The organism is Burkholderia sp. Bp9142 (assembly GCF_003853415.1).
In the GTDB taxonomy this organism is placed as follows: Bacteria; Pseudomonadota; Gammaproteobacteria; order Burkholderiales; family Burkholderiaceae; genus Burkholderia.
In genome coordinates, this window is record NZ_QTPP01000087.1 from 1 (window position 1) to 1,290 (window position 1,290).

1 pseudogene is annotated in these 1,290 nt (G+C 60.1%); it reads left to right on the forward strand.

The window, feature by feature from the left end:
• The first annotated feature begins 70 nt into the window (after positions 1-70).
• Positions 71-1,251 (forward strand): annotated as a pseudogene (locus DIE22_RS37740) (IS3 family transposase).
• The last annotated feature ends 39 nt before the right edge of the window (positions 1,252-1,290 follow it).

Below are 1,290 nucleotides of genomic sequence, written 5' to 3' on the forward strand. Positions count from 1 at the left end.
TGAGCTTCCCCTGAAATTTCGCCTTCCATGAGGTCGTGTATAAACTCGACGGAAAGGAAGGGAATCAGGCATGTTCAAGGTACCGAAACAGGTGTACACGGCGGAGTTCAAGCTGGCCGCCGTTCAGCGTGTCAAGGATGGCCAGGGAGTGGCCGTGGTGGCCCGTGAGCTGGGCATTTCAGAGCAGACACTTCGCAATTGGGTGAAGGCCGAGGCGTCGGGCAAGCTCAACGGCGCCGGAGCAAAGCCGGTCACGCCGGAGCAGATGGAACTGTCTCGTCTGCGAGCGGAGAACAAGCGCCTGCAGATGGAGCTTGAGATCGCAAAAAAAGCGGCAGCATACTTCGCGAAGGACCTGCTGTGAGGTATGCCTAGATCGACCGGCAGGTCAGGCAGTATCCGCTGTCGTCGCTGTGTTGCGTGATGTCGGTCAGCATGAACGGCTATCGCGCATGGAAGCGCGGCGGAACACCGGGACGAACGCGACTGACGGACACGCAATTGCTGACGTTGATCCGCACGGTGCATGCCGAGGTCAAGGGAGCATACGGCTCGCCACGCATAACCCAGGAAGTTCGTGATCGAGGCTACCCGGCCAGCAAGGCACGAGTGGAACGACTGATGCGCGAAAACGGCATCCGGGCCCGGCACAAGCGCCGCTATCGCGTGACGACGGATTCGAAGCACAAGCTGCCGGTTGCACCGAATCTGTTGAACCGCGAGTTCACGCCCGCCGAGCCCAATCAGGTGTTCAGTTCGGACATCACGTACATCTGGACCGACGAGGGTTGGCTGTACCTGGCCGTGGTGCTCGATCTGTTCAACCGAGAAGTGGTGGGTTGGTCGATCAAACCGCGCATGACGGCGGATCTCGCGACGGACGCGCTGACGATGGCATGGTTTCGCCGCCGTCCCGCCCCCGGCGCGCTGTGCCATTCGGACCGCGGCAGCCAGTATGCAAGCCACGAGTTCCAGCGGAGGCTGGCCGCCTACGGCATGCGTTGCTCGATGAGTCGCAAGGGAAATTGTTGGGATAACGCACCGACGGAAAGCTTCTTCAACAGCTTGAAGAACGAATGGGTTCACGCCACGCGCTACCGGACGCATCAGGACGCGAAGGCCGATCTGTTCGAATACATCGAAGTGTTTTACAACCGCAGTCGTCGTCATTCGTCGCTCGGCTTGGTTTCTCCGGAGCGGTTCCTTCGGGACTGGGTCAAAGCTCAGCAGACCAAGGATGCCGCTGCATAACTCGGGACCGTTGGAAGGCGAAAAACCGAGGGAAGCTCG